Origin of the sequence: Klebsiella sp. TF21-TM, assembly GCF_019753495.1 — a bacterium.
Classification (GTDB): Bacteria; Pseudomonadota; Gammaproteobacteria; order Enterobacterales; family Enterobacteriaceae; genus Klebsiella; species Klebsiella quasipneumoniae.
Genome location: NZ_JAIJYL010000001.1, coordinates 230,962 through 255,725 on the forward strand (window position 1 = coordinate 230,962; position 24,764 = coordinate 255,725).

Here is a 24,764-nt window from a genome sequence, read left to right on the forward strand (position 1 = left end):
AAAAACACCTCTCCCCGACGTTTGTTTAACGTAAGGGGAGGTGAATCAGGCGGGGTAACTTAGCGGGCAGCCTCGTAGATACGACGGCTGACGTCCAGGGTGATATCCTGGTGCTCGCCCAGTTTGGTCATGCCGTGCTCTTCCAGTTTCGCCAGCAGCGCCGGGATGGAGCTACCGTCGAGACCGTAATCGGAGAGGCGGGTCGGCACGCCCATCTGCTCGAAGAACTGGCGCGTCGCGGCGATGGCGGCATCGATGCGCTGGTCGTCTGAGCCCTCGGTGATATGCCACACGCGCTCCGCATATTGCAGCAGCTTCTCGCGCTTGGTATCGCGCTTCTCATTCCACAGCGCCGGCAGAACGATAGCCAGCGTCTGGGCGTGATCGAGACCATGCATCGCCGTCAGTTCGTGACCAAGCATATGCGTTGCCCAGTCCTGTGGCACGCCAGCGCCGATCAGGCCGTTCAGCGCCTGGGTCGCGGCCCACATAATGTTGGCGCGCACGTTATAGTTTTCCGGCTCCTGCAGCGCTTTCGGGCCATCCTCGATCAGGGTCAGGAGAATGCCTTCGGCGAAGCGGTCCTGAATTTTGCCGTCAACCGGGTAGGTGACGTACTGTTCTACGGTATGGACGAAGGCGTCAACCACGCCGTTGGCGACCTGGCGCGGCGGCAGGGTATAGGTGTAGACCGGATCGAGGATCGCGAACTGCGGCTGAACGTGGGAAGACATAAACGCACGTTTGTCGCCGGTGGTTTTCCGCGAAATCACCGCCCCTTTGTTTGATTCAGAACCGGTCGCCGGCAGAGTGAGAACCGAGCCCATTGGAATGGCGCTGGCGATCTTACTGCCATAGGTTTCCAGAATTTCCCACGGATCGATGTTGGCGTCATAGTGCGCTGCTGCCGCGATAAATTTGGTGCCATCCAGCACCGAACCGCCGCCGACCGCCAGCAGGAAGGTGACCTTCTCTTCGCGGGCGAGCTTCACCGCGTTCATCAAGGTTTCGTAAGACGGGTTCGGCTCGATGCCGCCAAATTCAAGGACGTCCAGGCCATTCAGGGCGGTCAGTACCTGATCCAGGACGCCCGTTTTTTTCACGCTGCCGCCGCCGTAGGTGATCAGTACGCGAGCTTCCGCCGGGATCTGTTCACGCAGTTTTTCAATCGCGCCTTTGCCAAACAGAATGCGGGTTGGGGTATGCAGGTCAAAATTATTCATTGCTTGAGTCCTCAAAAGAGTAAAACCGCCGACAGGGACGATACCGCTGCCCGATGACGGTTATTGTGGTCCTGGCGCCGTTGCCCCTCAATGCACATTTCTGCCTATGTCTTGCCTATTTCTCCATATGGCTGGAGAATTTGCGGCGGCCTGCGCACAATGTACGGGTGAAGAAACATCGGGAGAGACGGTGGCAATGCAACACGCAGAGATATGTCAGACTCTGACAGAAAAGGTTAACCAGCTGAAAGATAAGCACGAAATGTTAAGTTCGCTACTACCCGACGTCCGCCTGCTGTACGGGACGCAGCCGGGACCGCGGATGCCGGTGATGTACCAGCCGGGGATCGTTTTTCTCTTTTCTGGCCATAAAATTGGTTATATCAATGAGCGGACGTTTCGCTACGATACAAACGAATATCTGCTGCTGACCGTACCGCTGCCTTTCGAATGCGAAACCTTTGCCACCCCGGAGGTGCCCCTGGCCGGCATGCGCCTGAACGTCGATATCCTGCAACTGCAGGAGCTGCTGATGGATATTGGCGAGGATCCGCTGTTTCAGCCCGCCGTCGCCTCCAGCGGGATAAACTCCGCAGTGCTCTCGGAGGATATCTTGTGCGCTGCTGAACGGCTGCTCGACGTGATGGAGCGGCCGCTGGACGCGCGGATCCTTGGCAAGCAGATCGTCCGCGAAATTCTCTACTATGTGCTGACGGGACCCTGCGGCGGCGCGCTGCAGGCGCTGGTCAGCCGGCAGACCCACTTCAGCCTGATTAGCCGCGTACTCAAGCATATCGAGAGTCAATACACCGAAAACCTCAGCGTCGATCGGCTGGCGGCGGAAGCGAATATGAGCGTGTCGGCGTTTCACCATAATTTTAAATCGGTGACCAGTACTTCGCCGCTGCAGTATCTGAAAACCTACCGTCTGCACAAGGCGCGCATGCTGATGATCCATGACGGGATGAAGGCCAGCGCGGCGGCGATACAGGTGGGCTATGAAAGCCCTTCCCAGTTCAGTCGCGAGTTTAAGCGCTACTTCGGGATGACGCCCGGGGAAGACGCCGCGCGTATTCGTACGATGCAGGGAATGTAATACCGGGGAGGGAGCAGGCCGGGCGGGCGCAGCCCCCCGGCAGTCGACATCAGGCGCTGCAGTATTTCTTTTTGATCACCACGAACAGCGTGCCGAGCAGGCCAGCCAGCAGCAGGGCAATCGGCAGGATCATCAGGCAGGTCATCACCTGATCTTCATGACGCTTCACGAATGGGATCATGCTCAGCGCATAGCCGAGGCCCGTGACCACGCCGACCCACAGCAGGGCGCTCAGCCAGTTGAAGAACTGGAAGCGGCGGTTCGGCAGACCGGAAATCCCCGCCATGGTTGGCAGCAGGGTACGGACAAATGCCAGAAAGCGGCCCGCGAGCAGCGCCAGCAGACCGTGGCGGTCAAACATGCAGGTGGCGCGCTGATGGTATTTATGCGGCAGGTGCGCCAGCCAGCCTTTCACCGTTTGCGTATTGCCCAGCCAGCGCCCCTGTACATAGCTCAACCAGCAGCCGAGGCTGGCGGCGGCGGTCAGAATGGCGATAGTGGGCACAAAGTCCATGACGCCTTTAGCAATCAGCGCGCCGGCGAGCAGCAGCAGGCTGTCTCCAGGTAAAAAGGAGGCAGGCAGCAGCCCGTTTTCCAGAAACAGGGTCGCGAACATAACCAGATATACAACGCCCACAACATGAGGGTTCGCCAGTGCGGCAAAATCATGTTGCCACAGCGCGGCGACAATCTCTTGAATGACAACCATGGACTTTCCTAAGTGGTACCGTATTGTTGACTAGTGTACTCCTGAAGAGACCCGAGCACCTTGATCCCGGGCGCAACAAAAGCGGCCGCTCCGATAAAAAGCGTCCGCTATTGTTGCCACTGACTGTCACTTTACACGATACGCGCGAAGCCCGCTGCTAAATCCGCCTGCAGATCGTCAACATTTTCGAGACCAATGTGCAAACGGATCAGCGTGCCGCTGAAGTCGACTTCCGCATCCGGTCGGATGTGAGCGATTTGCTCCGGCTGATTGGCCAGAATCAGCGATTCAAAGCCGCCCCACGAGTAGGCCATGCTGAACAGGCTGAAGTTGTCGAGATACGCTGCCAGCTCAGCGTCGTTGAGACGCTTGTTGAGCACAAAAGAGAACAGCCCGCTGCTGCCGGTAAAATCGCGCTTCCAGAACTCATGGCCTTTACTGCCGGGCAGAGCGGGGTGGTTGACCCGCGCCACCTGCGGATGCTGCGCCAGCCACTCGGCGATGCGCAGGCTGCTTTCATGATGCTGACGCAGGCGGACGCCCAGCGTGCGCAGGCCGCGGCTGGTCATATAGGCGGTATCGGCGTCCAGCATTTGCCCCATCAGATAGGCATTCTCACGCAGCTGCGGCCAGCAGCGCGCGTTCGCCACCGCGGTGCCGACCATGGCGTCGGAGTGGCCGATCAGGTATTTGGTGCCTGCCTGAATAGAAATATCAATGCCAAAATCCAGCGCTTTGAACAGGATCCCCGCCGCCCAGGTGTTATCGATCATGATAATCGCTTCCGGGGCGACCTGACGCACGGCGGCGACAATCGCCGGCACATCGTGCACTTCCATGGTGATGGAGCCGGGCGATTCCAGGAACACCACCCGGGTCTCAGGGCGAACCAGACGGGCAATATCGGCGCCGATTAAGGGATCGAACCAGCTGGTGGTCACGCCGAGTTTGGCGAGAATTTTGGTACAAAAATCCTGGCTTGGCTCATAGGCGGTATTGGTCATCAGCACATGGTCGCCCTGCTCGACAAACGCCAGGATAGTGTTGGCCACCGCGGCGGCGCCGCAGGGGAAGAGGGCGCAGCCGGCGCCGCCCTCCAGCTCGCACATCGCTTCCTGCAGCGAGAAGTGGGTCAGGGTGCCGCGACGCCCGTAGAACAGCTCGCCGTTGGCCCGATTGCGGGTGGCGTGCTTTTTGGCCTCTACGGTGTCGAAAACCAGCGATGACGCGCGCTGGATCACGCTGTTCACTGAGCCCTGGGTATATTTTTTGCTCCGCCCGGCGTTGACCAGCGCGGTATCAAGATGTTTATCAGCCATGTTGATGAACCTGTTTTTATACGTCTGGACGTCTAAACTAGCATGAATCTTCTTTTCTGTACCAGCGCGCTGCCGATACAGGCGAAAATTTTACCAGGCCCGCGGTTAGCCACTTTTTTACTGCGTAAGCGCAAGGAAAATAAACGTGATTTGCTGCACAGTGTAAATACTAATGAGAACCACTATCAATTCGATGTCGTTTTGATATTATTGTGGGCAGATTTTGTGATTATCGTCGTGGAGATAGAGCGTGGGTAATAATTTGATGCAGGCGGATCTCTCCGTTTGGGGTATGTATCATCATGCCGATATTGTCGTTAAGGTGGTGATGATTGGCCTGATTCTGGCGTCGGTCGTCACCTGGGCCATCTTCTTCGGTAAAGGGGCGGAAATCCTCGCCAGCAAGCGTCGCCTCAAACGTGAACAGCAGCAGCTGGCGGAAGCCCGCTCTCTCGATCAGGCCAGCGATATCGCCAGCGCCTTTGAGGCGAAAAGCCTCACCACCCAGCTTATCAATGAAGCGCAGAACGAACTCGAACTCTCCGCCGGTGCCGAAGACAATGAAGGCATCAAGGAACGAACCGGTTTCCGCCTTGAGCGCCGCGTCGCGGCCGTCGGTCGCCATATGGGGCGCGGCAACGGCTATCTGGCCACCATCGGCGCCATTTCGCCGTTCGTGGGCCTGTTCGGCACCGTCTGGGGCATCATGAACAGCTTTATCGGCATCGCCCAGACCCAGACCACCAACCTTGCGGTGGTGGCGCCGGGCATCGCGGAAGCGCTGCTGGCGACAGCTATCGGTCTGTTCGCCGCCATCCCGGCGGTGGTCATCTATAACATCTTCGCCCGCATGATCGGCAGCTATAAGGCCTCGCTCGGCGACGTCGCCGCTCAGGTCCTCCTGCTGCAAAGCCGCGACCTGGACCTCAGCGCCAGCGGCGTGAAGCCGGTGCGCAGCGCGCAGAAATTACGGGTAGGTTGATCGGCTATGGCGATGCGTCTTAATGAAAATCTGGACGATAACGGCGAAATGCATGAGATCAACGTGACGCCGTTTATCGACGTCATGCTGGTTCTGCTGATTATCTTCATGGTAGCCGCGCCGCTGGCGACGGTCGACGTGAAGGTGAATCTGCCGGCCTCCTCCAGCCAGCCGCAACCGCGACCGGAAAAACCTATCTACCTGTCGGTGAAGGCGGATAAGAGCATGTTCCTCGGCAACGACCCGGTGACCGAAGCGAATATGATTAACGCCCTGGATAGCCTGACCGCCGGCAAAAAAGATACCACCGTCTTCTTCCGCGCGGATAAAACCGTCGATTACGAGACGATGATGAAAGTGATGGATACCCTGCATCAGGCGGGCTATCTCAAGATCGGGCTGGTGGGCGAAGAGACCGTCAAAGCCAAATAACCCGATGCTTTTCCTGAAAAGGCTGGCCGCGCGCCGGCCTTTTTTATTGTCCTCTGCCAGCGAAGTGTTGGCCTGGCGTTGCCATCACGTTATCTGTCTGAGATATAATGTCGCTTCTTTTTGTTAACTGACAGGATCTTATGGAACGCTTTCTGGAAAATGCTATGTACGCCTCGCGCTGGCTGCTGGCGCCGGTTTATTTTGGCCTCTCGCTTGGTCTGATTGCGCTGACCATCAAATTTTTTCAGGAGATCTTCCACATACTGCCGCATATTTTTAGCGTCAGTGAGTCGGATATGATTCTGACCCTGCTGTCGCTGGTGGATATGACCCTGGTGGGCGGTTTGCTGGTGATGGTGATGTTCTCCGGGTATGAAAATTTTGTCTCGCAGCTGGATATTAACGAGGGTAAAGAAAAACTCAGCTGGTTGGGCAAAATGGACGCGACGTCGCTGAAAAATAAGGTTGCCGCCTCCATCGTGGCGATCTCCTCTATTCACCTGCTGCGGGTGTTTATGGATGCGAAAAACGTCCCGGACAATAAGCTGATGTGGTATGTCATCATCCATCTGACCTTTGTGCTGTCGGCCTTTGTGATGGGCTACCTCGATCGTCTGACCAAAGTGAAACACTGATCCTTTCTCTCCCGGCGGCGTTAGCCGCTGGGCTGTTTCTCCCCGTTTCTGCTGTTCTGCGCTGGCGTATGTCCGGGCTTCTGCTTTGCTTAAAGGGCGCTTAACAACGGAGGCAGGGTGATGACGCGATTAACGGCCAAAGATTTCCCGCAGCAGCTGCTCGAGTATTATGACTACTATGCCCACGGTAAAATCAGCAAACGCGAGTTTCTCCAGCTGGCGGGGAAATATACCGTCGGCGGGATGACCGCGCTGGCGCTGTTTAATCTGCTGAAGCCCGACTATGCCCTGGCAGAGCAGGTACCGTTCACCGACCCGGATATCCGCCCGGAGTATATTCATTATCCCTCTCCTGATGGCCACAGCGAAGTGCGGGCTTACCTGGTGACGCCGACGAAAATAGCCGACAAAGCGCCCGCCGTGGTGGTGGTTCATGAGAACCGCGGCCTGAACCCCTATATTGAAGACGTAGCCCGGCGGGTAGCGAAAGCGGGGTATATCGCGCTGGCGCCCGATGGCCTGAGCTCCGTCGGCGGCTATCCGGGGAATGATGATGAAGGCCGCGCGCTACAGCAGAAAGTCGATCCCGTGAAGCTGATGAATGACTTTTTTGCGGCGGTCGAATTTATGGCGAAGCATCCGCAGGCGACGGGGAAGGTCGGTATCACCGGTTTTTGCTACGGCGGCGGCGTCAGCAACGCGGCGGCGGTGGCGATCCCGGAGCTGGCCTGCGCGGTGCCGTTTTACGGCCGCCAGCCGCCGCTGAAGGAGGTCGATAAAATTAAAGCGCCGCTGCTGCTGCACTATGCCGGCCTCGATAGCGGCATTAATGAAGGCTGGCCCGCCTATGAACAGGCGTTGAAGGAACACCATAAAGTCTATGAGGCCTATCTCTATCAGGGCGTGAATCACGGCTTTCATAATGATTCCACGCCGCGCTACGATCGGGCTGCGGCGGACCTGGCCTGGCAACGCACGCTGGCATGGTTTGAGAAGTATTTACGCTAGCGCAAACGTCATAAATAGCGCTACCGCTCGCTCAAAAAAACGCTATATAATTTATTATATAACGATTGGGAGAGCTTGATGGAAAATCATTTTGGCAAAGGCTTAATGGCGGGGCTACAGGCATCCTATGCTGATACCGCCGCGCATGCGGCGAATTTTTGCGCCGACTATAAACGCGGGTTTGTGCTTGGTTACTCGCACCGCATGTTTGAAAAAACCGGCGACCGCCAGCTCAGCGCGTGGGAAGCGGGGATCCTGACCCGTCGCTATGGCCTTGACAGAGATATGGTGATGGACTTCTTCAAAGAGAGTGGTTCCTCGACCGCGATGCGCTACTTTATGGCGGGCTATCGGCTGGAAAGCTAACAACCGGAGGCGGTTGCCTCCGGCTGGTCAGAGCGTTACGCCTGGCGCTTATCTTCCGTTTGGGTGTCAAAGTCGCGGGCGTCGTGGCGCTCATGCAGCTGCTCATTGAGCGGGCCGTTGGTGCGGTTCACGATGCGTCCCCGCTTGACGGCGGGGCGGTTGCCGACATCCTGCGCCCAGCGCAGCACGTTGGTGTAGCTCCCGGCGTCGAGGAACTCCGCCGCGTTATAGACATTGCCCAGCACCACGTTGCCATACCATGGCCAGACCGCCATATCGGCGATGGTATACTCCTCGCCGGCCACATAGCGACCGCGGGCGAGCTGTTTGTCCAGCACGTCGAGCTGGCGTTTGGCTTCCATGGTAAAGCGATCGATCGCGTACTCGATCTTCACCGGCGCATAGTTATAGAAGTGGCCGAAGCCGCCGCCGAGGAAGGGCGCGGCGCCCTGCAGCCAGAACAGCCAGTTAAGGGTTTCAGTGCGGCCGGCGGGATCCTTCGGCAGGAAGAAGCCAAATTTTTCCGCCAGATAGAGAAGAATGTTGCCGGATTCGAATACTCGGGTGGGCGGCGTGGTGGAGTGATCGCTCAGCGCCGGGATCTTCGAGTTCGGGTTGATGTCGACAAAGCCGCTGGAAAACTGATCGCCTTCGCCAATGCGTATCAGCCAGGCGTCGTACTCCGCGCCGCTGACGCCCAGCGCCAGCAGCTCCTCCAGCATGATCGTCACCTTCTGGCCGTTGGGCGTGCCAAGTGAGTATAGCTGGAGCGGATGGGTTCCCACCGGCAGGACGCGTTCATGAGTCGCGCCGGAAACGGGACGGTTGATGTTGGCGAACGCGCCGCCGCTGTTTTGCTTCCATTCCCACACTTTTGGTGGCTGGTAGTTTTGCTCTGACATGCTGGTTTGCCTTTTTCGTGGATGTACAAAAAGTGTAGCAGGTGACCTCAGGCCATAATCCGCGCGGCCCACACGCTGACATCATCGCCGCTGCCCAGATCCGGCTGCACCAGACCATTGACCATAAAGGTCGGCGAGACATGGATGCCGTTCTGGCGGGCATATTTGCTGTGCCACTTGATCACGTCCTGCAGCTCCGGGCGGGCAAAGGCGGCTCCCAGCAGGACGTGACTGTAGCGCTCAATGCGTTCAATGATTTGCTGCGGCGTGGCGTTCATGTTCGGCCCGCTGCAGTGATCGGTAAATTCAAACTCTTCCCGATGGTCTGCCACGGCCTGCATCACCTTATGCGCCTGCTCTCTGCCATGCGGCAGGGTGGACGCGGCGAGGATGCAGCGGACAATCACCCCGGAGAACAGATGCCACGGCTGCGACTGCAGCCGTATCTTGATGGTTACGTTATCGGCGCCGACCTCATCGAGCAGATCGTCGAGTTTATTAAACGCGCGGACAGAGTAGGGGCAGGTGGGCTCAAGGAACACCTCAAACGTCCGCGGGCCGTGTCCCCAGACCAGCGGTTGGGCATTCAGATGCGAGGGTGTGCTCATTGTCGACTCCTGATGTTGCGTTGTTTTTTTGTTATATCACCGATAACGATATCACTTCTGCTTTCGGCTGCAGGGTTATTTTCCTTAACGGCACGATTAGCGAAACGAATGAGTGGTATCATCGTTACACCTCTGTCTGGTAAGTGCCTGCGGCAGGATAAGAAGAGGGAGTTTTGTTTCGCCAACTGCCCGGGCTGCATTTATTTGAGGTCAGGCTAAATGAGCAAAGGATCGACAAGCAGTGACGCCCCGTTTGGGACATTGTTAGGCTACGCGCCCGGCGGCGTGGCAATTTATTCATCGAATTACAGTAGCTTAAATCCGCAGGACTATCCGGATGACGCGACGTTTCGCAGCTACATCGGCAATGAGTATATGGGGCATAAATGGCAGTGCGTTGAATTTGCGCGCCGCTTTCTGTTCCTGACCTACGGGTTTGTCTTTACCGATGTGGGGATGGCCTATGAAATCTTCTCCCTGCGCTTTCTGCGCGAAGTGGTCAATGACAATATTCTCCCGCTGCAGGCCTTCGCCAACGGCGCCCGTCGTCCGCCGATCGCCGGTTCGCTGCTGATCTGGCAGAAGGGCGGCGAGTTTAAGCACACCGGCCACGTCGCGGTGATCACCCAGCTTGTCGGCAATAAGGTGCGTATCGCCGAGCAGAACGTCATTCACTCGCCGCTGCCGCAGGGCCAGCAGTGGACCCGCGAGCTGACCCTCGAGGTCAACGCCGGCCGGTACACCATCAAAGATACCTTTGCCGATACCGAAATTTTAGGCTGGATGATCCAGACCGCCGATACCGAACACAGCCTGCCGCAGCCGGTACTGCCGGGCGAGGCGATGGCGATCAAGGGCGCGCGGCTGCCGAACAACGGCCAGTTCCGCGGCAAATGGCTGAACGAGAAAGATCCGCTGCAGAAAGCCTACGTGGCGGCCAACGGCCATTTTATCAATCAGGATCCCTATCAGTATTTCACCATCAGCGAAAGCGCCGAACAGGAGCTGATTAAAGCCACCAACGAGCTGCACCTGATGTATCTGCACGCCACCGATAAGGTAATGAAGGATGATAACCTGCTGGCGCTGTTTGATATCCCGAAAATCCTCTGGCCGCGTCTGCGTCTCTCGTGGCAGCGCCGGCGTCATCATATGATCACCGGGCGCATGGATTTTTGCATGGACGAGCGCGGGCTGAAGGTGTACGAGTACAATGCCGACTCCGCCTCCTGCCATACCGAAGGCGGGCTGATCCTCGAGCAGTGGCTGAAGCAGGGCTACTACGGCACGGGTCACAATCCGGCCGAAGGTCTGCTCGATGAGCTGGCGGGGGCGTGGAAACACAGCCGGGCGCGGCCATTCGTGCACATCATGCAGGACAAGGATCTGGAAGAGAATTACCACGCGAAGTTTATCCAGCGTTCGCTGACCCAGGCCGGTTTTGAGAGCAAAATTCTCTTTGGCCTCGATGAACTGCGCTGGGATGCCGCCGGCCAGCTGATCGACGCCGACGGGCGGCTGGTCAACTGCGTCTGGAAAACCTGGGCATGGGAAACCGCCATTGAGCAGGTGCGCGAAGTCAGTGCCGATGAGTACGCGGCGGTGCCGATTCGTACCGGACATCCGCAGAATGAGGTGCGACTGATTGACGTCCTGCTGCGTCCTGAAGTATTGGTATTCGAACCCCTGTGGACGGTGATCCCGGGCAACAAAGCGATCCTGCCGGTGCTATGGTCGCTGTTCCCGCATCATCGCTATCTGCTGGATACCGATTTCGTGGTTAACGACGAGCTGGCGAAAACCGGTTATGCCGTGAAGCCCATTTCCGGACGCTGCGGGAACAATATCGATCTGATCGGGCCTCAGGATGAGGTTCTGGATCAGACCAGCGGCCAGTTTGTCGATCGTAAGAATATCTACCAGCAGCTGTGGTGCCTGCCGAAAGTGGATGGCAAGTATATCCAGGTGTGCACCTTTACCGTCGGCGGTAACTACGGCGGTACCTGCCTGCGCGGCGATTCGTCGCTGGTGGTGAAAAAAGAGAGCGACATAGAGCCGCTGATCGTATTGAAAGATAAAGCGTGATGTGCTGACCCCGGATAGCGGCTCGCGCCCTGTCCGGGGAGAGCGCAGAGACACGAACCAGGATAGCCCGGTCCGGTAAGCGCCGCCGGGGACCACCTGCAACAAAGCCAAGATAATTAACACAACAACAAGACAGAAAAGGAAAATAGTATGCACGATCGGCGTCTCGCCGCCCGCGCGGGTGAACTCAAGCCCTCCGCCGTCCGCGAACTTCTCAAGCACAGTAAACTGCCGGGCGTGATCTCGCTTGGCGGCGGCATTCCGGCCCCGGAACTGTTTGATACCGAAGGCCTGGAGCTGGCGGTGCAGAAGGTGATGAGCGAGCGTTTTCATGACGCATTTCAGTACGGTCTGACCGAGGGCTACCCGCCGCTGCGTCAGGCGGTGAGTGAAATCTGCCACTCCCGTGGCGTGACCTGTTCAGCCGCTCAGGTCTATATCACCTCCGGCTCCCAGCAATCGCTGGATATCGTTGCCCGCACGCTGCTCGATCCAGGCGATACTATCGTCGTTGAGCGACCCACCTATCTGGCGGCGCTGCAGGTGTTTCAGCTGGCGCAGGCCAATATTCTCAGCGTCGATACCGATGATGACGGGATGCTGGTGGAGCAGCTGGCTGACCTGCTGGAGACCACCCGCGTCAAAGCTGTTTACCTGGTGCCGACGTTCGGCAACCCCGGCGGTAAAACGCTGAGCGAGGCGCGTCGTCGCCGGCTGGTCGAGCTGGCGAAAAAATATGACTTCGTCATTCTGGAAGACGATCCCTACGGTGAAATTAGCTTTACTGACGCCGTGCGACGCCCGCTCTATCAGCACGCTGTTGAGCTGGGCTGTGAAGATCAGGTGGTTTACACCTCGACGTTTTCAAAGATCCTCGCGCCGGGGATGCGTATCGGCTGGATCGTCATGCCGGACTGGCTGGCGCAGCAGACGGTGATCGTGAAGCAGGCGGCGGATCTGCATACCAATATGCTGTCGCAGGTGATCACCGCGGAATACCTCAGCCTGAACCGGCTGGATAACCAGATTGCGTTGATTCGCGAAGACTATCGCAAGAAGTGCGTGGCGCTGGCCGATGCGCTGGAAAGCCGCCTTGGCGAGCACCTGGAATTCAGCCGCCCGCAGGGGGGGATGTTCCTGTGGGCGCGTTTCCGCTATCCGTTCGATACCATGGAATGGATGAAGAAAACGCTGGAAAACGGCGTGGTATACGTTCCGGGGGAAGCGTTTTATCACGATAATCCGGATACCCGTACCCTGCGTCTTTCCTACTCAACGGTGTCGGAAGCGGGGCTGCTGACCGCCGTTGAGCGGCTGGCGGCCTCCCTGTAACGGTCCTGCTGTGCGCCGCTTAGCGGCGGCGCATCCTCTTCGCTTCAATAGCGAGAGGGAGTGACGCTAGCGTTCAGCGCTGGGGTCACTCCGTATCGACGATGCGATCATCCAGCCAGACCAACATCAGCGCTGCGAGAAAAGCCACCGCAAAGGTACCAATAAACAACCACATAGATGTCCCTCACGGGTTAATTATTTTGCTGATTTTACCGGAGAGCGATCGTTTCGGTCGGAGATGGAGATTTTTGTCCCAGCCGAGTGGCTGGCGAGAGAGAAAAAGTCATCGGCATCAATATCGAAGTTAAGAATAATTTCCCTGTATTCCCCACCGTTAATTAACGCTTTGGCTTCTTTAACACTACTGGCAATAATGACAGGCATCAGTTTTATCTCATTTTGAAAACTGAGAAGCAAAATAAGAGTTAGTTCGTACCAGATCAACTACTTTTTATCGTATGCGACCGCAGAAAAAAACGTCCTCCTGTGGCTCGGTGATAGAGGAGGATTTTGTGACAGCGATCGGCTCGTCAACAGCGGGATCTTATCGGGCGCTGTGACGGGCTGCGGTTTCGCCAGCCCGCCGGGATTATTTACCCTGCTGTTTTGCTCGTAATATCTCGCCACAGCGCTGCTGGTCCTGACGCAGCGCCTGCTGTTCCTGCGGGCTGAGCTGATGCCAGGTGTCCAGCATCCGCTGCCCCAGCGCCGGCAGGTAATGTGCTTTATGCAGCGCGTAGTCAGAATTCCCCCCCTCGACGATGTTTTGCATATCGTGGAGGAACTGGCGGCTGTCGTCATGATCGATCACGCAAAATACCGCCCGGTAGTAAGCTTCGTCTTCCTCGGTGTAATGCGGAGTGAACCACCAGACCAGCAGCACGGTAAGCGCCAGCAGCGGGATAATTAAGGATAATTTTTTCAACATCAGTTTTTCGGCCGGAGACAATCAGCCGTCAGTGTACCTGCAACGACGGCCTGATGTAAGCGCCGGCCCCGGCGGGCCGGCACAGGCTAGTAGCCGACCGGGTAGATGCGGCCGGTTTGCACCCCTTCAATGCTGCGGCGATAGGCCTGTGCTACGGCGGCGGCGGGAACGCTGGCAAAGCCAGGGAAAAAGTCGCCGTAGGCCGCCAGCGACTCGCTGAGCACGGTGGGGCTGATGAGATTAATGCGGATCCCGCGCGGTAGTTCGCAGGCGGCGGCGCGCACAAAGCCTTCCAGACCGGCGTTAACCGTCGTGGCATTGACGCCCTGAGCAATCGGCTCCTGCGCGACAATGCCGCTGACCAGAGTAATCGACCCGCCGTCGCGCAGGAAATGCTGGCCGATCAGCGCCAGACGAATTTGCCCCAGCAGCTTGTCCTGCAGACCGAGGTTGAACTGGCTATCGGTCATGGTGCTTAACGGCCCAAAGTGCAGATTGCCGGTGGTGGAGACGATGGCGTCTACTTCGCCGGTCTGCGCAAACAGCGCCTCGACGCTCCCCTGGGAGGTAATATCCACCTGATAATCCCCCCGGGTGCGGCCGACGCGGATAACGTCATGTCTCTGGCCCAGTTCTTCGCTGACCGCGCGACCAATGGTGCCGCTGGCACCGATAACGATAATTTTCATGGCTGACTCCTGGTGAGGTGAAAGCCTATTCTTTAATAAAATGGATATCGGATAAACTGGCTAAAAGTTAGAACATTACTAACCAGAGGTTAGCAATATGGATAAGCTGCGAGGGATGGAGACGTTTATTGCCGTGGTGGAGTGCGGCAGCTTTACCGGGGCGGCGTCGCGCCTGGGGCTGTCGGCGGTAATGGTCGGGAAATACATCGCCCATCTGGAAGCCCAGCTGGCGACGCGTCTGCTAGAGCGTAACACCCGACGCCAGAGCCTCACCGACGCCGGGCGGGTCTATTTTGACGAAGCGAAACGGGTGATGGAGCAGGTCTCCATCGCCGAAAGCGCCGTTGAGCGGCTGCGGCTGGCGCCCGCCGGCACCCTGCGGGTGAGCGCGCCCACCTCGTTCGGCGCCAGCGTGATCGCCCCCCTGACCGCCACCTTTCTGCAGGCCTGGCCAGCGGTCCGGGTGGAACTGGATCTGACCAACCGGATGGTCGATCTGGTGGATGAAGGTTTCGATCTGGCGATCCGCATTGGCGAGATCCATCAGGAGGATCTGGTGGCCCGCTATCTGGCGCCCTATCGGATGGTGATCTGCGCCGCGCCGGCTTATCTGGCGCGTTACGGAACGCCAGGGACGCCGGAAGATCTCGCCGATCATCTCTGCCTGTCCCATACGGTCTGGACCGCCCGCAACGAGTGGCGGCTGCCGGGCATGGAGGGGGAAGTGCGCTGGAAGCGCGATGCGGTTTTGCGCTGCAACGATGGCTATGCGCTGCGCCAGGCGGCGATCGCCGGGGCCGGGCTGCTGATGCAGCCGGAGGTGCTGCTGGCCGATGCGCTGGCCAGCGGCAGCCTGATGCGGGTGCTGGAGGCGTGGACCCCACAGCCGAGGCCCGTGCATCTGCTCTGGCGCCAGGATCGCCGGCCCCTGCCGAAGCTGACGCAGTTTATCGCCCACCTTCAGGAGGGAATGGCCGACGCGCTGGCGACGACCCGCGCGTCGGAATAATCACTCCTCCCGTAGCGCCTGCTGCCAGTCGGCAATCAGATCGTGAGGATCTTCGATCCCGACCGACAGGCGGATCAGCTGCGGCGTGATGCCGTTCGCCAGGCGCTTCTCCAGCGGGATCGAGGCATGGGTCATGCTGAAGGGCTGGCTCACCAGGCTCTCCACGCCGCCCAGACTCTCCGCAAGGGTGAACCAGCGCAACTTGTTGATAATGCGTTCGGCGTAACCGTCATCGCCCTTCACCACGACGGAAATCATGCCGCCGGGCAGGGCCATTTGCTGGCGCGCCAGCTGATGGTGCGGGTGCGAGGCCAGCCAGGGGAACCAGACTCGCTCCACCTCCGGCTGTTGTTCCAGCCATTCGGCGAGCTGCAGCGCGTTCGCGCTGTGTCGCTCCATCCGCAGCGCCAGGGTGCGGATGCCGCGTAGCGTCAGGAAGCTGCTGAACGGGTCGAGTACACCGCCTACCGCATTCTGCAGGTAGCCAAGCTTTTCCGCGAGCTCAGCGTTATCGCCAACCACCGCCAGGCCGGCGACGACATCGGAATGGCCGTTGAGGTACTTGGTCGCGGAGTGGACCACCATATCAAACCCATACTCCAGCGGGCGATGGATCGCCGGCGAGGCGAAAGTGTTATCGGCGACGCTGATCAGGTTATGGCGGCGCGCGATGGCGGCGATGGCGCTGAGATCCGCCAGCTTCAGCAGCGGGTTGGTGGGCGTCTCCACCCAGATCATGCGCGTATCGGGGCGGATCGCCGCTTCAATCCCCACCAGGTCGTCGGGTTTCACCCAGCTCACCTGCAGACCAGCGCTACGGCGGCGAACGTTTTCCAGCAGGCGGTAAGTACCGCCATACACATCATCGACCGCCACCAGGTGGCTGTCCTTATCCAGCAGCTCCAGCACGGTGGAGATGGCGGCCAGCCCGGAGGCGAACGCGTAGCCGTGCGTGCCGTTTTCCAGGTCGGCGATCGCCGTCTCCAGCGCGTGGCGGGTAGGATTCCCGCTACGGGAATATTCATAGCCGGTATGCTGCCCCGGCGCCGGCTGAGCAAAAGTGGAGGTGGCATAAATCGGCGGCATCACTGCGCCGTGGCTGTCGGTGAAGGTTCCGCTATGTACGCTCAGGGTGTGGATAGATGACATAAAAAATTCCTTATTGTGCGACTCGGTTACGCCAGGCGGTCAGTACATCGCTGCGGGTGACCAGGCCAAGAAAACGCGCGTTGTCAGCGATCACTGCCACCAGACCGCGATCGAGAATGGCCTGCAGTTCGCTCTCTGGCGCACGCTTATCGAGAGTTTCAACATGGCGGCTCATCGCTTCACTGACCGGCAGAGAGAAGCGTTGGCGATCGCCCTTTACGTGGCGGATCAAATCCCACTCATCGACGATGCCGACCACGCGGCCATCCTCCAGCACCGGCAGCTGGGAGATGTCATACAGCCGCATGCGGGTAAATACTGCGGCCAGGGTGTCGTCCGGCGCGGCCGTGACGGTGGCGCCTTCGTCATGGCGCAGGGCGATAAAATCACTGAGATCGCCCTGTTCGGGGCGGGCGATCAGCCCCTGCTGGCGCATCCAGTCGTCGTTGAACATTTTTGACAGGTATTTATTGCCGCTGTCGCAGGCGAAGGTCACTACCCGCTTCGGACGGCTTTGCGCCCGGCAGTAGCGCAGCGCGGCGCTGAGCAGGGTGCCGGTGGAGGAGCCGGCCAGCACCCCCTCGACCTGCAGCAGCTGGCGCGCGGTGAGGAACGCTTCGCGGTCGCTGACGCGATAGGCGGTATGCACCCCTTCCAGCCTGGCCAGCGGCGGGATGAAATCTTCTCCAATCCCTTCGACCAGCCAGGATCCCGTTTCGCCGTAGCGTCCGGTATCAACCTGATCGGCAAGGATCGAGCCCGCCGGATCGGCGAGGATAAATTCCGTTTTCGGCGAATGTTCTGCAAACCAGGCCTGAAGCCCGCCCAGCGTGCCGCCGGAGCCAACGCCGACGACGATGGCGTCTATGTCGCCCTCCAGCTGCTGGAAAAGTTCTGGCGCGGTGGAGGTAGCGTGCGCCAGCGGATTAGCGTCGTTGTTAAACTGGTCGATGTAAAAAGCCCCCGGCGTTTCATCGGCAAGGCGGCGGGCATAATCCTGGTAGTAGGCCGGGTGGCCTTTATTGACGTCGGAGCGGGTGAGCAGCACCGTCGCGCCCAGCGCCCGCAGGTGAAAGATTTTCTCGCGGCTCATTTTGTCCGGCACCACCAGGATCAGGCGGTAATTTTTCTGCGCCGCAATCAGCGCCAGGCCGAGGCCGGTATTGCCGGCGGTGGCTTCGATAATTGTCCCGCCGGGCGCCAGTTTGCCCTGGCGCTCGGCTTCGTTAATCATCGACAGCGCAACCCGATCTTTAATTGAGCCGCCCGGGTTCTGATTTTCCAGTTTTAAAAACAGACTGCAGGGGCCGGTATCCAGTTTGTGCAACTGGAGCAGGGGAGTATGACCGATCAGGTCGCTCACGGAATGAAACAGTGACATAACCATTTACCCACTCGTTTAAGATATTTTTGCATGGTAGGTCTGTGAAATCGGTTATTTAAAGAATATTTCTCTGTCATTTAGCGCAAAATGGAATATAAGATGCTGTTTAGCCATCCGGAGGGAAAGCGGGGTAGCCGCCTGGGCGGATCGATTGCCAGAAAAGGGCGTTTTTAGCCGCTTTTGGCGAAAAAAAGGCGATTTTAATCAGCGTGTTATCTGATATCTGGCAATGTATTTGCGAAAAGATTCTATGGGGAATAGGCCTGCGCTTGCCGTTAAGTGGCAGCGGGCTGGCCAGGAGAAAAACGCAGCAGGGAAATCACGGCTTAACGGAGTTCGATGGAGAGTCCGGATGCAGAAAAGCAAAAACCCGCCTTTTGGGCGGGTTCTTTAAATAGTGGTGCTGGAGCAGCAACTTAGCGCGTTACCTGACGGGCTGGGACAGCGGATGCTGGACGATCTGGCTGGCCGCATGAAAGCGACAGAGGTCAGGAACGTCACGGCCTACCTGCTGGCGAACCTTAAACAGGCAAGGGAAGGGCAGTTTAACGTTGGTGATACGGGGGCAGCACATCCGTCTGCAAAGCCAAAATCGGTTGTAGTGCCACCATTTGCTGGGAAAAAAGAGGTCAAACGTGCCTAAAGAGAGTTTGGATCCGGTGTGATGGCTGAGATCCGGGAGCATTATTTCAGGTCATAATGTTAACAGTGTTGACAGTGTCAACAGTGGTAGTTGTTGAGCTTTACCTCGGGATGTATCATTCCAAAGACTGCTGTGAAATGACGACGTACATAATATATTTATAAGGAAAAAAAGTGAGTAATTCGACCAAATATCATTGGACTGAGGAATATCATGACACTTTGAAGGATATGAATCCTAATGATGCAATTAAAGATGTCGAGAGTATGAGTGATCATGATGTACTATATAGAGTTAATATGCGAAAGTTTCAACAGGACTATATAGCGGATTATCTTGAGTATTTATGGGAACTCAGCCCTAAGGATTTCTGGCGTCATATTGAAATTATGTTTTCCGATGAAACAGAGCTTCTATTATCTGATAATATGAATTTTGTTTGTATTTTATGCAATGAAGTTGCCCCTGTGTCAGTAATAAATAGTGTTGTGAAATATACTGTGGATAAATGGATTGGTGATGGGTTCGAGACGATTAATGAATCTTTATATAAGGATATTTTATCTGAAATAATCCAAGAGCAAAATAAACTTTCAATTTCAGGTATTAAATTAATAGATATCTACCCTAGTGATCAATCAGGGATGGATGAGTTAGAGAAAGCATTCAATGAAATAATTGGTAGGGAAATACGAAACTCCTATAAAAGCTGGTGATATCATGGTTCAATACAACTCATTCACGATTGATTATATCTCTGGAATAATTAATTGTCTTGATATAGAGTTAGATAATGATGGGAATGCCATTATTTTTCCTGATGATGTGTCTGTTAAGAAGTTGAGTGCCTTGAAAGAACATTTCAGTTCTATATGGGAGAGGGCGAATAGTGCTATAGATATATGTGTTCAAAAGCATGATGCTAAGATTCAATCTGGAATGTTCGGGTTGGTTAATGATTTTAAAAGGGCAATGCAGATTGGTTTTTTAATATCGGATCGTGTCGTATTAATTGATTACTTATATGAAAGAATATTAAATAGAAAAGATTTGGCGGAAGTTAATATTCCTCATTTATGCACTGTTGTTACTGAGCTGGCTAGCTTACTACCTCTTGCTCAGACTGGTCGTGTCGTTATTATACCCACTCCTTTTCAGTGGCATGAAGAATCGAAGAGAATGATGGTCGAATGCATTAAAAATGATGTAGAGATTAATGTAAGTATTATGTCATTTATTAACTTGTGGTCGATTACTAAAAAATGCAACTTACACCCTTATACGATTGCTGAATCTAAAGATAACTATGATGAATTGATGTCAGTCAACATTACATCTAGTAAAATACTAACAAAAACCTCATTAGATTATGCATACAAAGGTCTGTTAGGCGCTCTTCTAACAGAAGATATGCTGGCGAAGGAGGGTTTTGTGACTATTGATAATATTTCCCTGTCTAATTTCCAAAATATTGTTCAATCTGAAAAAAAATTCCATTATGAGTTTATTAATAGAATTAATGCTGGTGGGGAAATTAATCTTAATGAAATGGCTATTGATTTAGAAAAAGCTATTTTAGATGAAATAAAAAACACAGATAAGAATAAATTAAAAAATTTTCTCCCTCAAGGGATAGCTGCCTCATCCATTGGTAGTTATGGATTGGCTTATTTTTGTTCTGCATCATTAACTCTGAATGCAATGGCCTCGATACTGGGCATTTCTTCTACGATTCTAGGATTGTTAAATAAGGATAATGAAAGTAATGATCCTGTTGTTAAGGTTTTTTGTGAGTTGAGAAAACATGGTTTTTAATTCATATGCAGAAAATAATGTCAAATATAATTAGAATGGTTATGTAGGTGGGATAAATGGGATATTTTATGGGCAACGTATGGTTTTATTGCCCATATATTTCGAGCTATTTATTATTCGGATTTTTTTTTATGTTTATCAAGTAAGTCAAGACATAACTCTGCACAAATGATTGCATGTTCAGCAGCATCCTGCCCGATAGCTAGAATATCATGCGCAGCACTATTCCCCTCCTCCCTTAAACTATCGGCTATATAAAAAAGATGATGCTCAAGTTTTTCTACATCAATATGTTTATATACATCGTTTCTGTCTATATCTTTCCTTTTCTTTTTATTATCCCTGATCTCTGGTACTAATAGATGTTCAAGCCGTTTTGCTAATGAAGGCATTTCATTTTCTTTATCGGTTTTATCCGTGTTATAAGGGTTGTTTATTCTCCATATCTTTTGAGTCTCAATATCAATTATCTTTCTACAGACGATACCAACAGCATCCCACGCGCTAATTCTAAAGCAACTTTTGGCTTGGGTCAGAAGATCATATGGTGACGTAACTAGAGGAGATTCGAAATATTGGGGTGGGTCAATAGGGGGAATATCAAAGTCAATAATAATATCTTCATTTTCCGATAGTGTAAGTGTTTTGTTAGCATAACTTTCAAGTGTAGATTCTTGGGTAATCTTATCATTATTGATCGAAATATTTGCGGTAACGTAATTTTTACAATTGTCACAGTAGGTTGCAACTGAGAAAGCATGAAAACAAAATGTCTTCCACTCATCATGATGAAAAATATCGTACGCCAAAGCACTATTTTCAGAACTGATTGCTAAAGCTATAAATCTTTGTTTTTGACTGCACTTTGGACAAATTGCATGAAAATTCAATTTCATTATTCAAAACTCCGTGTAAAGAAATATGCTCGACTATCTTTACTGTAACTGATATCTATCCGTGAGGAATTAATTATTATTGTTTTATAGTTTTTTATTGTGATCAGTTTCAAAAATCCATGACCATTTCCATCACGTTAACTTTCAACGGATGGATTCCCATGTCAGACAAAACAGAAAAGAAAGTAGGTGCGCTGCATTCTGAATTGCGCATCGAGCTACATACCCAATATGCTATTAACACCTGGAGCGGGCGACCAGCCTCAGATGGCAAGCCTTCACTTATCGGGATGCCACTGTTTTTCCGACTCATTTCCCGGATTAACCGCGATTCACTGGCCGATAATCCGTGGGCGGATGCGGCCCTGGTTGAAGTGGAAACATTACTGGAGACAGCCAGTCAGCAGCTCCAGAAATGGCTGAACGATATTGATGCCGTGATGGCGATGCTGCCAGCGAACGCTTCTGTTTCCGGGGTCACCTCCAAAGCGCCGCTAAATATCGGCGTTCACAGCCATACCCCACTGGGATACCGCTGCGTTTACCTCCTTGTTGGATTTGATCAGCTTATTCTGCGTGTCTTTCAGGCGCATCATTACGGCCTGATGTCGCTTAAAGAGCGCAAAGCCTGGTTACATCGTGGTAGCCATCAAATTCGTCGTATCTTCTCTGTTGCTCTGCGTTACCGTTCTCATCCCGTTACCCGCCAGGATATTGCCTCAGATAACGACATTGCCCGACAGGCTATCGAACAATTTGGGGAACTGGACAGGGCGATCCTGCTGGGAACCCGCCGTTCCCGCTTTTCTCCGCCGGTAAGCGCCGAAAGTATTAAGGCGCTGAAAGCCGCCTTCAAACGTCAGTCACGCAAAGAGAAAGCGGCAAAGCAGGAGGTGCAGGATGAGCAGCAATAAAACAGCTTTTACCGGATTGTTCATCCTGAGTACCAGCCTGAGTGGGTGTGCGAGTGTTGACAGTGTCAACAGTGCGATAAACCAGATTAGCGGCGGGATCTTCTCAATCGGTTCCGCACCGGCAGACAGTGGTCCGGCGGTGTTGTCAAAAGGCGTACCGCAGGCCAGCCACAAAATTGCGCAGGAATACCGTGTTCCAGTTGATGTTGATACCGCAGCTGCGCGGGTAAAACGCTACTACCGCTTTATCTCTGCTGAAGAAGTAGCGCAGCTACGTAACAACGGTACGCAAAGTGGAGGGTGGACTGCCGCTTCAGTAGCCGATGGTGCATGGGTAGGGGAGAAGGCGACATTTACTTATTCACCCCACCGCGTGGCCGGGCATAACTGCCTGGCCGTTCAGGTAGTGGGGAAGACGGGAACGGTTAACCTGCTGCTGACAGTTACTGGCAGTCTGCGCTGGCCTACGATGGATGATTATAAGCATGGGGTACGCTGGTATATCAATATGCCTGATGCTGTGGATGTGGTTTATTTGGTTAGAGAGTTAGCTAATCTTATCTGAGTTGTGATATTTGCTTTTGGTATGGCATACTGTTTTTTACAAAAAAATATAGTTTAAGGGGGGCGTGTGATTAATTTAGAACAATCATTAGAAGCATTTGTTAAATCTGAACATCATGTGATGGTTATTAAAGGCGATTGGGGTGTTGGGAAAACATATGCTTGGAATAAGTATATAGAAACTCACGGTGGTAGTTTGACTCAAATTGCATATTCTTATATATCTCTTTTTGGGAAGAATTCTCTTCAAGATATTAAGAAGAGTATTTTTCATTCCGCGAAAGCGATCAGTTCAAAAGAACAGGTCGAAAATGAGATGAGAAAACAGTTAGAAACTGCTAGTAGTCTATTTAATCATGTGCCTTGGTTAAAAGATAATTTATTTGTGACTTATGTAAATCAGGCTTTTTTCTGGATTAAAAAAGCTGTTGCTAAAATTGGAGTTGTGTCTCGGCACGCTGATTCAATTCCATACGTGAACAAAGCACTAGGTGTAGTTTCTACTCTTGAGTATGCTTTGGTTAATAATTATATTATTTGCTTTGATGATCTGGAAAGAAAGGGGAACGGTCTAAGTGTAAAGGATATTATGGGTTTAATTGATGAGTTAGCACAAAGGAAAAAATGTAAAATAATTCTTGTCTTTAATGAAGATTCTCTTTCAGACGAAAATGATAAAAAAACATTTAAAGAATATAGGGAGAAAATTGTTGACCTAGAATTAAAATATGATCCTGTCGTAAAGGATAATTTTGATTGTGTTTTTGCAAAAAGTTATTCCCATTATGAGTGTATATTTAATGTTTCTGATAAGTTAAATATTAGGAACATTAGAGTGCTAAAAAAAATAAGGAATGCAATTAATTCCTTCGAACCTTTTTTATCTGATGCTGACAATTTGGTCCGAAATGAGTTTGTGTTGCATGTAACATTACTTTGCTGGAGTTACTACACCCACTTAGACGATCTTTCTTATGAAGAGTTTCGGAGGTTATTAAGGGATAAGTCGTGGTTGAGTTTTGCTGGTAAAAAAGAAAATGAATACACATTAGCAGAAAAGTTATACGCTAGTCTAGCAAGTTCTTTAAATTTTAGAAAATCTGTTTTTGATGATGAGATAGATTTTTTCATAAAAAATGGATATGTGAGAGATCGCAATGGATTCAGAGATATAATTAGTCAAAAAAATAATGAAGCAAAAATTTCTAGGTTAGAGGAGCGAATACAGCAGGCATGGTCCATTTATCATGGATCTTTTGTAGATAATAAAGATACATTTATCGAAGCGTTAGTTAGTATATTAGATTGTGAATTAAACGATGTGGATGTTAGAAGTTTTGACTCTATGATTTCAATATTGCAAGACTTCAATTATCCGGTTGAATCTTATATCAAAAAGTATAGTGAAATATTAAGGGCTACACGAGATTTTTCAGATGCAAGAAGTAGGATGATTCTACGGGATATTAGGAGTAAACCTCTTCGTGAAAAGATTAATGAATTAATTGAGGGTGGAAAAAACCATACTATTGACGAAGTTGCGGAAGCATTGATGAAGTCAAATGGTTGGGATTCTGATGTAATTGATTATCTATCACAAGTATCAGTGGAGGAACTTGTTGGTTGGATGAAGTCGAATCCAATTGAATTAATCGATAAAATTAGATATGGTTTGCTCAAATTTAGTAATGTGCAATCATCTGATCCAAAATATTCAATCATAACCGAAAATGTCACCGCTGCTTTAAAAATAATTGCCAGTGAAAATGACTTCAATAGATTTAGAATAGAGAATATGTTTGGTATTAAGTTGGACGGTGTTTAAGCGCAAATAGTCGATTAAATTTTAATGTTGAAGTTATAATTTTTTGCAGCTTGTTTTTCTAATACCGCGCACCCTGTGATTTTCCCCATCACAGGAGTGCTCTATGACACCTTCAAAGTTCTTGATCCCGCTGCTGGCCGTTGCTGTTCAGACACCGGCAGCGACCATTGTCTACACCGACAGCCATCATCCCCCATTAAATGCTTCCAGCGGTCAGGTGATTTACCTGGATGCCCCGGATATCGATTGAT

Annotated in this window: 28 protein-coding genes; 17 read left to right on the plus strand and 11 right to left on the minus strand. The window is 53.1% G+C overall.

What is annotated here, in order from left to right; translation table 11 throughout:
- Positions 1-59: 59 nt before the first annotated feature.
- Entirely contained in the window at positions 60-1,223 is a 1,164-nt protein-coding gene (yqhD, locus tag K5R89_RS01175; protein WP_044524721.1) for an alcohol dehydrogenase, read from the minus strand.
- A gap of 196 nt (positions 1,224-1,419) precedes the next feature.
- On the opposite strand from yqhD, the gene K5R89_RS01180 reads away from it, so the two are divergent.
- Positions 1,420-2,319 carry an AraC family transcriptional regulator gene (locus tag K5R89_RS01180; RefSeq protein ID WP_217259137.1) on the plus strand — a complete coding sequence of 300 codons (900 nt, stop codon included), beginning with the start codon at positions 1,420-1,422 and terminating at the stop codon, positions 2,317-2,319.
- A 49-nt stretch (positions 2,320-2,368) separates the two neighbouring features.
- On the opposite strand, the gene yghB is transcribed toward K5R89_RS01180, so the two are convergent.
- A complete protein-coding gene (gene yghB / locus K5R89_RS01185; RefSeq protein ID WP_004205217.1) occupies positions 2,369-3,028 on the minus strand; it encodes a DedA family general envelope maintenance protein YghB in 660 nt (219 codons plus the stop codon).
- A 131-nt stretch (positions 3,029-3,159) separates the two neighbouring features.
- Positions 3,160-4,347 carry a cystathionine beta-lyase gene (metC, locus tag K5R89_RS01190; protein ID WP_032454065.1) on the minus strand — a complete coding sequence of 396 codons (1,188 nt, stop codon included), beginning with the start codon at positions 4,345-4,347 and terminating at the stop codon, positions 3,160-3,162.
- Positions 4,348-4,597: 250 nt separating this feature from the next.
- On the opposite strand from metC, the gene exbB reads away from it, so the two are divergent.
- The 5 genes from exbB (at position 4,598) to K5R89_RS01215 (ending at position 7,770) form a co-directional block, all read left to right on the plus strand.
- The gene (exbB, locus tag K5R89_RS01195; RefSeq protein WP_004174395.1) at positions 4,598-5,329 is read left to right on the plus strand and encodes a tol-pal system-associated acyl-CoA thioesterase; all 732 of its coding nucleotides are present in this window, start codon (positions 4,598-4,600) and stop codon (positions 5,327-5,329) included.
- A gap of 6 nt (positions 5,330-5,335) precedes the next feature.
- Positions 5,336-5,761 carry a TonB system transport protein ExbD gene (gene exbD / locus K5R89_RS01200; RefSeq protein ID WP_002916785.1) on the plus strand — a complete coding sequence of 142 codons (426 nt, stop codon included), beginning with the start codon at positions 5,336-5,338 and terminating at the stop codon, positions 5,759-5,761.
- Positions 5,762-5,901: 140 nt separating this feature from the next.
- Entirely contained in the window at positions 5,902-6,396 is a 495-nt protein-coding gene (locus K5R89_RS01205) for a TIGR00645 family protein (RefSeq protein ID WP_004105804.1), read from the plus strand.
- A gap of 120 nt (positions 6,397-6,516) precedes the next feature.
- A complete protein-coding gene (gene yghX / locus K5R89_RS01210; protein WP_147733509.1) occupies positions 6,517-7,404 on the plus strand; it encodes a YghX family hydrolase in 888 nt (295 codons plus the stop codon).
- Positions 7,405-7,482: 78 nt separating this feature from the next.
- Entirely contained in the window at positions 7,483-7,770 is a 288-nt protein-coding gene (locus tag K5R89_RS01215) for a DUF2623 family protein (RefSeq protein WP_004205207.1), read from the plus strand.
- Between the two features lie 35 nt (positions 7,771-7,805).
- Here K5R89_RS01215 and yghU read toward each other — a convergent pair whose 3' ends face one another.
- Positions 7,806-8,672: a glutathione-dependent disulfide-bond oxidoreductase gene (yghU, locus tag K5R89_RS01220; protein WP_032454062.1), complete on the minus strand. Its 867-nt coding sequence runs from the start codon at positions 8,670-8,672 to the stop codon at positions 7,806-7,808.
- A 47-nt stretch (positions 8,673-8,719) separates the two neighbouring features.
- Positions 8,720-9,280 carry a thioredoxin domain-containing protein gene (locus K5R89_RS01225; RefSeq protein ID WP_004150918.1) on the minus strand — a complete coding sequence of 187 codons (561 nt, stop codon included), beginning with the start codon at positions 9,278-9,280 and terminating at the stop codon, positions 8,720-8,722.
- A gap of 20 nt (positions 9,281-9,300) precedes the next feature.
- Here K5R89_RS01225 and K5R89_RS01230 point away from each other — a divergent pair, with 20 nt between their 5' ends.
- The 3 genes from K5R89_RS01230 (at position 9,301) to K5R89_RS01240 (ending at position 12,697) form a co-directional block, all read left to right on the plus strand.
- Positions 9,301-9,423: a hypothetical protein gene (locus K5R89_RS01230; protein WP_032454061.1), complete on the plus strand. Its 123-nt coding sequence runs from the start codon at positions 9,301-9,303 to the stop codon at positions 9,421-9,423.
- Between the two features lie 76 nt (positions 9,424-9,499).
- On the plus strand, positions 9,500-11,365 hold the full coding sequence (gene gss, locus K5R89_RS01235; RefSeq protein WP_032454060.1) for a bifunctional glutathionylspermidine amidase/synthase: 1,866 nt from the start codon (positions 9,500-9,502) through the stop codon (positions 11,363-11,365).
- 150 nt (positions 11,366-11,515) lie between these two features.
- Entirely contained in the window at positions 11,516-12,697 is a 1,182-nt protein-coding gene (locus K5R89_RS01240; RefSeq protein WP_004205205.1) for a PLP-dependent aminotransferase family protein, read from the plus strand.
- 195 nt (positions 12,698-12,892) lie between these two features.
- Here the strand turns inward: K5R89_RS01240 and K5R89_RS01245 are convergent, their stop codons facing one another.
- The 3 genes from K5R89_RS01245 to K5R89_RS01255 form a co-directional block, all read right to left on the minus strand.
- Positions 12,893-13,081 carry a hypothetical protein gene (locus K5R89_RS01245; RefSeq protein WP_004205204.1) on the minus strand — a complete coding sequence of 63 codons (189 nt, stop codon included), beginning with the start codon at positions 13,079-13,081 and terminating at the stop codon, positions 12,893-12,895.
- Between the two features lie 205 nt (positions 13,082-13,286).
- The gene (locus K5R89_RS01250; RefSeq protein WP_032426102.1) at positions 13,287-13,625 is read right to left on the minus strand and encodes a hypothetical protein; all 339 of its coding nucleotides are present in this window, start codon (positions 13,623-13,625) and stop codon (positions 13,287-13,289) included.
- A gap of 86 nt (positions 13,626-13,711) precedes the next feature.
- A complete protein-coding gene (locus K5R89_RS01255; RefSeq protein ID WP_032454058.1) occupies positions 13,712-14,314 on the minus strand; it encodes a short chain dehydrogenase in 603 nt (200 codons plus the stop codon).
- A 97-nt stretch (positions 14,315-14,411) separates the two neighbouring features.
- Between K5R89_RS01255 and K5R89_RS01260 the strand changes: the two genes are divergently transcribed.
- Entirely contained in the window at positions 14,412-15,323 is a 912-nt protein-coding gene (locus K5R89_RS01260) for a LysR family transcriptional regulator (protein ID WP_044524712.1), read from the plus strand.
- On the opposite strand, the gene K5R89_RS01265 is transcribed toward K5R89_RS01260, so the two are convergent.
- Positions 15,324-16,472 (minus strand): PLP-dependent aspartate aminotransferase family protein, encoded by a 1,149-nt coding sequence (locus K5R89_RS01265; protein WP_087826667.1) that lies wholly within the window; start codon positions 16,470-16,472, stop codon positions 15,324-15,326.
- A gap of 10 nt (positions 16,473-16,482) precedes the next feature.
- Positions 16,483-17,859 (minus strand): cystathionine beta-synthase, encoded by a 1,377-nt coding sequence (locus K5R89_RS01270; RefSeq protein WP_165454422.1) that lies wholly within the window; start codon positions 17,857-17,859, stop codon positions 16,483-16,485.
- 445 nt (positions 17,860-18,304) lie between these two features.
- Between K5R89_RS01270 and K5R89_RS01275 the strand changes: the two genes are divergently transcribed.
- From K5R89_RS01275 to K5R89_RS01285, 3 genes are all read left to right on the plus strand, one after another.
- Complete coding sequence (locus K5R89_RS01275; RefSeq protein ID WP_254242770.1) at positions 18,305-18,499, plus strand: hypothetical protein; 195 nt, start codon at positions 18,305-18,307, stop codon at positions 18,497-18,499.
- A gap of 173 nt (positions 18,500-18,672) precedes the next feature.
- The gene (locus tag K5R89_RS01280) at positions 18,673-19,215 is read left to right on the plus strand and encodes a hypothetical protein (RefSeq protein WP_064189588.1); all 543 of its coding nucleotides are present in this window, start codon (positions 18,673-18,675) and stop codon (positions 19,213-19,215) included.
- Positions 19,216-19,219: 4 nt separating this feature from the next.
- Entirely contained in the window at positions 19,220-20,314 is a 1,095-nt protein-coding gene (locus tag K5R89_RS01285) for a hypothetical protein (protein ID WP_217259129.1), read from the plus strand.
- Between the two features lie 113 nt (positions 20,315-20,427).
- Here the strand turns inward: K5R89_RS01285 and K5R89_RS01290 are convergent, their stop codons facing one another.
- Positions 20,428-21,210 carry a hypothetical protein gene (locus K5R89_RS01290; protein ID WP_064189590.1) on the minus strand — a complete coding sequence of 261 codons (783 nt, stop codon included), beginning with the start codon at positions 21,208-21,210 and terminating at the stop codon, positions 20,428-20,430.
- A 161-nt stretch (positions 21,211-21,371) separates the two neighbouring features.
- Between K5R89_RS01290 and K5R89_RS01295 the strand changes: the two genes are divergently transcribed.
- From K5R89_RS01295 to K5R89_RS01310, 4 genes are all read left to right on the plus strand, one after another.
- Positions 21,372-22,124, plus strand: a complete 753-nt coding sequence (locus K5R89_RS01295) for a PFL_4669 family integrating conjugative element protein (protein WP_217259136.1) — start codon at positions 21,372-21,374, stop codon at positions 22,122-22,124.
- Entirely contained in the window at positions 22,111-22,689 is a 579-nt protein-coding gene (locus tag K5R89_RS01300) for a hypothetical protein (RefSeq protein ID WP_217259128.1), read from the plus strand. Before K5R89_RS01295 ends, K5R89_RS01300 begins: the two co-directional genes overlap by 14 nt.
- A 66-nt stretch (positions 22,690-22,755) precedes the next feature.
- On the plus strand, positions 22,756-24,513 hold the full coding sequence (locus K5R89_RS01305) for a P-loop NTPase fold protein (RefSeq protein WP_217259127.1): 1,758 nt from the start codon (positions 22,756-22,758) through the stop codon (positions 24,511-24,513).
- 103 nt (positions 24,514-24,616) lie between these two features.
- Positions 24,617-24,763: a hypothetical protein gene (locus K5R89_RS01310; protein WP_254242769.1), complete on the plus strand. Its 147-nt coding sequence runs from the start codon at positions 24,617-24,619 to the stop codon at positions 24,761-24,763.
- The last annotated feature ends 1 nt before the right edge of the window (position 24,764 follow it).